Source organism: Okeania sp. SIO3B5, assembly GCF_010692555.1.
In the GTDB taxonomy this organism is placed as follows: domain Bacteria; phylum Cyanobacteriota; class Cyanobacteriia; order Cyanobacteriales; family Microcoleaceae; genus Okeania.
Window position 1 is genome coordinate 1 of sequence record NZ_JAAHHG010000458.1, and the last position, 8,061, is coordinate 8,061.

An 8,061-nucleotide genomic window follows, 5' to 3' on the forward strand; every position below is an offset into this window, starting at 1 on the left:
TAATCTACCCAAAATACGCTCCTAAATTGAACCGGAACTACCTAGGGCTTGCTTAAAAAGTCTTTTTTAAGGAGTAGGGGAGCGGGGGAGTAGGGGAGTAGGGGAGTAGTGGAGTAGGGGAATAATTTTTTTTGCCCAACTGTGCGCCAGAAATGCGCTCCTTTTTGACCATGAAGAGCTGAAAACCAGGTACTTTTTCCAGACCTAAAAAGGCTAAAACCAATATCCGTCAATGCTTTAAGATTTAATCAGCAAGCCCTACCTAAAAGCTATAGCGCTGTGCGCAGGCAACAGGCAACAGGCAACAGGCAACAGGAGGAATAAAAAACCGATAGTATAAGACTTTTAGCTATTGGACAGTTCTTGTAATTTGTAAATATACCAGCGCTCATTGCTATAGAATTTTTTGATATCTAAAAATCTTCAAACCTTTATGTGTAAAGACTTTAAGCTTAGATGGGCAAGCCCTAATTATCCATTATCCATTATCTTTTCCTTTATGGGTTTAATACCCCACTGTCAACGGGGGTGCTTAAAATTGTATGGGGCTCAAATCCCCAAACAATTTTCCCTTCTGCCTCCTGCCTCCAGCATAGCTGCCTTCTTCAACCATTAATTTAATAACCACCAGGTTCTTCTTCATATTCTGGCATTTTAGTTTTCTGAGGAATATTGACACGAGGTGCTTGATAAGGTTTTGGAGCCTCATCATCAGCCCAGGCATCTTTTTCTATATCTTCGTCATATTCATATTCTGAAGCAGGTTTATATTCTTTCTGTTCATATTTCTCCTCTTCATAATCATATCCGTCTGACTCTCCCCAATTATCTTCTTCATACTCATCATAACTAGGAGCTTGTCTTTCCTGACGGGCTACTGGTGGTGCAACAACCGCTTCTGTCTCATAATAATCTTCATAAACTGCTTCTCGCTCTAGCTGCCGTGGAGGGGGAGCTATTTCTTCTTCATAGTAGTCATCATAAATAGGTTCAGGTTCAACTACCCTAGGTCTTCTGGGTTCCGGTTCTGCCCAATCTTCATCCCATGCTTCTTGAGTTGAGGGTGCTACTGTGCGAATAGGTTCCCGAGTCGCTGGTTGTCCTGTACCTAATTGATTATCAGGTTTCACTGTGGGAGGATAATATAATCCATCTTCCTCTTTTTGCCAAGGTGCTTCTCCTAAACCTAAACGTTCTAATACTCCCACTGTTAACTGTTTGAGTTTTTCTTCAGAACCTTCAAACACAATCAGGCGATTTGGCCCACTACTAACAATTTCATCAATTGATAGTTCATAAGTGCTAATAACTTGCTCTGGAATTTGGGGTATACCAATAGAAGCAATAATCAATGACAAAACTTTGCCATCTGTAGTATCAAACTTGAAACCCCGAACTCGGCCTAATAGTTCACCATTTTCTGTGAGGACTTCGCTATTAATTAGACTACTATAAGCTTCAGCATCAATATCTTCTTCTACTACTTCTTCGTCATCTACCAAAATAACATCGCCTATTTCACGGATATTTTTGAGAAACATAAACTTAGGTATTCCAGCTACGGCTAATATATTGTCTCGTAGTCCAATAGCTACTACCTCCCGCCGATCAACGTCTACCCATAATTGGCTTACTACTCCTAGGCGCTTACCTTTATCACGAGTGATTATTTGAGTTCCTAACAGATCGGAGCGTTGCCAAATTTGTTCAAATGTCATTATTGTTTAATCCCGATAATAAGTCAAAAGTCAAAAATTAAAAGTCAAATAAAAAGTCAAAAGTCAAAAGTTAAGAGCAATTAATAATTTTATATTGTAATTTACCAATAAAGAATTTAGTCAAACCGAAGCAGTATTATCATAAGCATAAGTCAAAAGTCAAAAGTTAAGAGAAATTAGTGACATACTCCCACACGCTCGATGGCGCGCATTGTGTGGGCTTCTCGTTTCGTAGCCCTGCCATTGCATCGGGCACGCGCGTGCTTTAAGGACGTCTGGGCCCTACCGCCCTATTTTTTATATTTATCGCTGCATTTAAGTCCCGGTCTATGACAATACCGCAGTGCGGGCAAGAATGAGTTCGTATTTTTAATTCTTTCTTGACTTTTTCACCACAATTTGAGCAGTCTTGGCTAGTATTTTTGGGGTTCACTGCTATAGTTTTCTGTCCAGCATTTCCAGCTTTGACAGTTAAAATAGTTAGGAATTGTCCCCCAAATCGCATCGTTAATTGATTTACTCAAACGAGTCTTTGCTAGCCCTTTTATATTTAAGTTTGCCTCCGGCACGACGCTCCGCGTCTACATGGGCGATAACTTCGGCTTTTGATAACAATTCATTGGCTGTTTTAAAATGAAAATCTTTACGTTTATCAGCAACCTTTTTATTTTGTTTAGCTACAGCTTTAACAGCCTTGAGCCTCCTTTTACTTCCTTTTTTCTTTCGAGATAAACGTTTTTGTAGAGTCTTTAATCGCTGCTGAGATTTTCGATAGTATTGAGGGATGGGAACAGATTCTCCTTCACTTGTTACTAAGAATTCCTTCAGTCCCATATCAATTCCCAGAGTGTTTTTCAATGTAGGTTCAACTTTAGTTGCCAAAGCTGGAACTAATTTGTCTTCTAGGGATCAAGTCAGATAATAACCATCTGCTTTACGACTAATCGTCACAGTTTTAATTTGAAAACCATCAGGTAACGGCCGATGTTGAATCAACTTTATCTTGCCTATTTTGGGCAAGTTTATCTTGTTTCCTTCTATGCAGTCTTGCTTGATTTGAAGATAAGTAAAACTACGATAACGTCCTTTTATTTTACCTAAAAATTGTTGTCTAAAGTCTCCTTTTTTAAGAGGATAAAAAAAAGAATATTCCGTATTTTTAATCCCAAAGCTGCAGCTAGAGGTACTGATAGCTAAAAACTGATAACTGATAACTGATAACTGATAACTGAAATGACACCTTGGCTTCCCTAATTTATGTCCATTTTTATCTGCCTTAAACCATCTATCAAAGGCAAGTTTTACCCGTTTTATGCAATCCTGTAAAACCTGAGAATGTATCAATTTGTACTCAGGAAACTTGTCTTTGGTATTGACCAAATCTTTTTTTTGAGAGTAATAATCTGGATTATCTCTGAGTTGAGGAATTGGCATCACCAAGGCACAAGCGTTAACCGGACAGCGATTTTCTAACCACCATGAGAACCGCTCGTCTAACCGATAGTTGTACTGCCGACACAACAATTCCAACCACATTTCTATGACTGCGGTTTGTTCTTTGTTGGGCCTTAATTTATATTGGTAGGCAGTGCGCATGGTGGAAAATTTCCAGGGTTATTGCAATATCATAATACAAGTTTTTCAACTAGGGCGAAGATTTTTGCTGGGATAGCATGCAAATTGAATGGGCATCTAACCCATTAATCGGCCGCCGATTCATCTCACACTCCTCTTTAAAATTATGGTGTGAGGCTCAAGGGCGGTTTAGCTAATTTCTATGTTGCAATTTATCAGTTTTGAATCCACAGGAGCTTATTCTCAATCCTGACTCCTGTCGGGGCATGAACGATAGTTGTGCATCAGCAAACTCCCTCCATAACTCCTGTCTCCTGACTCCTGTCTCTTGTCTCTTGTCTCCTTCTTCAAATAGACCTAGTCATTTTAATCCCTAAAACTTGGGTATGAGCGCCCCTAGCTTGGGTAACACCGATAGTATGCTGGGATGATTCCATCATTGGCCTCCGTAGACTAACAACAATAAATTGAGCTTGTTTTGCCTGTTTTTCAATCATTTTAGCTAATCGTTCCACATTTGCCCCATCCAGAAACATATCCACCTCATCAAAGGCATAAAAAGGAGATGGACGGTAACGCTGTAAGGCAAATATAAAGCTTAAAGCTGTCAAAGATTTTTCTCCCCCAGACATAGAGGCTAATCTCTGTACTGGTTTTCCTTTGGGATGGGCGACTAAATTTAACCCACTGTTGAATGGATCTTCTGTATCATCTAACTGTAGATAACCATCTCCTTCAGAAAGTTGGGCAAAAATAGTCTGAAAGTTTTCATTCACAGCATTGAAAGCCTCAAAAAATGAACGTTGTCTCAATGTAGTAAAGTTTTCTATTCTTAACAACAGTTCCGTGCGCTCTCCTTCCAGAGTCGATAATTTTTGACTTAGCTCTTCTAAACGTTTTTGAGTTTGGTCATATTCTTCTAGGGCCAACATATTTACAGGTTCTAGGGCCTGAAGTTGTTTCTGTAGCGATCGCACCTCCTTATCTAATTCTCCGATTTTAATATTTTCCGGCACTTCTGGCACTTGTTCAGGTAACTCTGCCTTTTGTTCTTCTAACTGAGTCCGCAAAGCCACTAACTGTTCCCGACGTCCCTCCTGAGATTCTTGCAATTTTTGTAGTTGCCATTCTAATTGCTGTTTAGCTAAATAAAGTTCTCGCAGACTTGCCTCTGCTTGGTCTCTTTTTTGTTTTTCTGTGCCTAACTTTTCTTCTGCTTTGGCCATACCTGCTTTAATTTCAGCAATTTGCTCGTCCACAACCGATAATTGACTATTTATATCTTTAATATTTTCCCGAGCTGCTAATTCTTGCTCTTGATATTCTGACTGCCGACGAGAAATAGCTTCTACCTTTTCTTGTAAAAGTCTTTGTTGATTTTCCAACTCCTGAAGTTGTTGTTGGGCAGCTCGCCAAGCACTCTCCCGCTCTTGTAATACTGCTTCTTGAGACCGAATCATCTCCTGCATTTGTTGCCACTCACTGTGAGTATGAGACTTTTCCAACTCAGCCAAAGTTTGCTTTAACTCTGTTAATTGGACTTCTCGTGCTGGAATTTCTTGGTCTAGGAATGTTAATCTTGTCCGAGCATTGACCAATTCTCGATTATTTTTCTCTAATTGCCCTTGCCCTTGCTCCTGTTGTCTGCTCAATTTTTGCAATTCTGACTCAATTTGCTCCACTTTAAGCTGAGTTTCTCTAAAATACTGCTTCCCTTCCATCAAAGCTTGCGTCCGCTCCTTCACATCCTCCTTTCTCCGAGAAATCTCTACCTGACAGCGCTCCAAAACAATCTCTATTTCCTGGAGGCGCTGACGATGAACTTCCATTTCCCCTATTTCTGCCGACTCATTACCATCAACCGTACCAAAATGCAAGCTACCAGAACGACGGGACACACTTCCCCCAGTCATCGCCCCACTGGTCTCCAATATTTCCCCATCCAGAGTAACAATTCGATGTTTACCCAAATACTTCCGAGCATTCGCCAAAGTATCAAATACCACCGTAGAGCCAAAAACATAGGCAAAAATATTCTGATAACGAGAGTCACAGTCAATCAAATTCACCGCATAATCAATAAACCCGGCAGCTCCCCAACGCAAACTATCATCCCGGTTGAGGCGAGGAGACCGAATTTTATTCAAAGGTAAAAAAGTCATTCTCCCAGCTCTTTGTCGCTTCAAAAATTCAATCCCGGCAGCTCCCACCCCATCATTTTCTACCACCATATTTCCTAGACGGCCTCCGGCAGCAATTTCTAGAGCCAACTGATATTTTGGTTCTACTCTCCCCAGTTGTGCCACTAACCCACAAATGCCAGAAATACCAGACTGTTGCAGCATTTTTGTGGCATAAGTTCCGGAAGCTTCTTGAACTGCCTGTTGTTGGGCTTCTAATTTATCTAGTTTCCGCTGTCTTTCCCTTTGTTCTTGGAGGAGGCGAGTTTGAGTATCTTGTTGAATTTGCAGGTCTTGTTCTACTGCTGCTAATTGTTTGGTCAAGGATTCTACTTGATAATTGGCGGTTTCTCTTGACTTTTCTACTTTTTCATGATAATCATTTTGATTTTCTATTTCTACCGCCAGAGCAGCCATAGACTCTTGCTGTTCCTGGATTTGCTTTTCTAACTGATGTATTTGTTCCCTAACTCTTGCTTGTTCAGTCAGTTGGGGGTTGAGAGTTTGCTGTAGGGTTTCAATTTGATGATGAAGTTGGGCTTGTTCTTGTATCCAAGCTTCGGCAGTAGAGGCAATGGCACTAGCTGACTCTCGTTGTTGGTTAAGGGTTTCCCGTGCTTGGTTGCGAGTGGCCTCTAGAGATTCGACTTCTTGAGCTTGAACAATTTTGTTTGTGGCTAATATTTCCAGATTTTGTTGATGTTTCTGTATTTCTTGTTCGAGTTGACTGAGGTTATTGATGGTTTGCTCAATAGTGGTTTCTAATTCTTTATGCTTTTGTTTTAGTTGACGGCGGTCAGCTTCTTGGGTGGCAAGGGTTGATTGTAGGGCTAAAAGTTCTTCTTCTCCCAAAGCTTTTACTTGAACATTTAGTTGGTCTAGTTCGGTTTGGGCCTGTTGAATTTCAGTTTGTTTGGTTTGAATATTTTGGTTAATTTCTGTGGCAGAGCGATCGCCTGATTCTATATTTTCCCTAAGTTTCCATTCTTGTTTTTGGAGATTTTGCCATTTGAGTATTGTTTGCCAGAGACTCTTTTGTTCGAGTTGACCTCGTAATTCTTGATATTTTTGAGCTTTTACGCAGTCTTGGGAAAGACGGTCACATTGTTTTTGCAGTTCTTTTTCTACAATGCGACTTTTTTCTTCTTGTTCTTTCACCAAGTCTAATTTATCTTTGGCCAGGGTAATTTTTCTGTCAAATTGAGCCACTCCTGCCATTTCATCAATTATTTCTCGACGTTCCCGAGACTTCATGGAAATAATACTGGTTACGTCACCCTGAAGCACAACGTTATATCCTTCGGCGTAAACCCGGAGTTGATTTAGTTGTTCGTGGAGTTCGGTCAGGGTGCATGGTTGACCATTCATATAATAAGTGGAGGTGTAAGTCCCTTGTTTAGTAACTCGGAGGCGGCGGGAAATACTCCACTCACTTAATGAATGAAAAGATGAAGCTATCTCAAATGGATCGTCAGATTCTGGAGTATTTGCTCCATTTTCTATTACTTCTGGTGGATTTTCTGTAGTTGTTTGAGTTTCTGACTGTGAAGGTTCGAGGTCTTCGTAGCCATTTAGACTTGTTTCTACATCTTCTAAATCAAAGGTGACTTTGACAATAGTTTCGACAGTTTTACGTCCTGCCAATTTGTTATTAACTAGGTCTGGCAGGCGTTCGGCTCTCATACCTTTGGAAGTAGATAGGCCCAGGCAAAAAAGGAGTGCGTCGAGAATGTTGGATTTGCCCGAACCATTAGGCCCAGAAACCACAGTAAATCCAGGCAGCAACGGAATAGTAGTAGTGCCACCGAAAGATTTAAAGTTAGTTAGTTCCAGGCGTTTGATATGAACCATGAAGGCCAGTTTTTGAACTGGGTAGATTTGGGCTTTTAATTATTTTATACATAAAACACAGGACTTGAGATTTGTGGAATGGGCATCTTGCCCGTTCGAGATATTTTCGGGACAGGCAGGATGCCTATCGCCACTTATATTTATCCTGGCCCTCAGTAATGGCCGCATTAATGAAGTCAGAAGTTAACCCACCCCTAATATCATGTTCGGATAATCAGTTATAAAAAACCTTCTGTCTTCTAACCTTGCTCTTTCCCTTCTGCCTTCTGCCTTCTGCCTTCGGTCCGCATATATTATAAGTATTCAACCGAACATGATATAACCCCTCCCAGGAGGGGAAGTAGGGGATGCGTGAGCAACTCTCCAAAAATATTGCGCCTTAAAAGGCGGGGTTGTGCGACCCTTATGATTTTGATAAGAATTTTTACTTACTTTTACAGCATTTGCTTTTATTGCGTATGTCGCAATAGGACTTTTTACTCAGTGGTTGCTTTTGTTGCGGATGTCGCAATAAGAGTTTTTACTCAGTGGTTGCTGCAGAGCCATAACTATTGGACAATAGATAAATTATCATTGACATCCTCCCGACGCTGATCTCACTAGACAGCGAGGGATTCCCTAGCATCGCTGTTAGGGGCTTTCTGTTTCTTAGCACCAGCATAAACGAGATTTACTCTCAGATGGTCTTACAGTCGCTCCACAGACTGACACTGCGAGTCCCGCAGCCAAAATATTGA

Annotated in this window: 5 protein-coding genes; all 5 read right to left on the minus strand. The window is 40.8% G+C overall.

The annotated features are described in order from the left end of the window. Positions 1-617: 617 nt before the first annotated feature. The 5 genes from F6K54_RS35345 to smc all read right to left on the minus strand — a co-directional run bounded on the left by F6K54_RS35345 (position 618) and on the right by smc (position 7,324). Positions 618-1,718, minus strand: coding sequence for a PRC-barrel domain-containing protein (locus tag F6K54_RS35345; protein ID WP_293088407.1), 1,101 nt, complete (start codon positions 1,716-1,718; stop codon positions 618-620). Between the two features lie 265 nt (positions 1,719-1,983). Beyond that, a complete protein-coding gene (locus F6K54_RS43395; protein ID WP_366558321.1) occupies positions 1,984-2,223 on the minus strand; it encodes a transposase in 240 nt (79 codons plus the stop codon). Positions 2,224-2,234: 11 nt separating this feature from the next. Continuing rightward, entirely contained in the window at positions 2,235-2,600 is a 366-nt protein-coding gene (locus F6K54_RS43400; RefSeq protein WP_366558322.1) for a transposase, read from the minus strand. Positions 2,601-2,627: 27 nt separating this feature from the next. Continuing rightward, positions 2,628-3,314 carry a helix-turn-helix domain-containing protein gene (locus tag F6K54_RS43405; protein ID WP_366558323.1) on the minus strand — a complete coding sequence of 229 codons (687 nt, stop codon included), beginning with the start codon at positions 3,312-3,314 and terminating at the stop codon, positions 2,628-2,630. A 326-nt stretch (positions 3,315-3,640) separates the two neighbouring features. Next, a complete protein-coding gene (gene smc, locus F6K54_RS35360; protein WP_293088409.1) occupies positions 3,641-7,324 on the minus strand; it encodes a chromosome segregation protein SMC in 3,684 nt (1,227 codons plus the stop codon). Positions 7,325-8,061: the final 737 nt, after the last annotated feature.

What these genes read in the sequence shown, in the direction of transcription:
- F6K54_RS43405 (WP_366558323.1), bottom strand. Translation starts at nt 3,314, where the DNA reads ATGCGCACTGCCTACCAATATAAATTAAGGCCCAACAAAGAACAAACC.
- F6K54_RS35345 (WP_293088407.1), bottom strand. Translation starts at nt 1,718, where the DNA reads ATGACATTTGAACAAATTTGGCAACGCTCCGATCTGTTAGGAACTCAA.
- smc (WP_293088409.1), bottom strand. Translation starts at nt 7,324, where the DNA reads ATGGTTCATATCAAACGCCTGGAACTAACTAACTTTAAATCTTTCGGT.
- F6K54_RS43395 (WP_366558321.1), bottom strand. Translation starts at nt 2,223, where the DNA reads ATGCGATTTGGGGGACAATTCCTAACTATTTTAACTGTCAAAGCTGGA.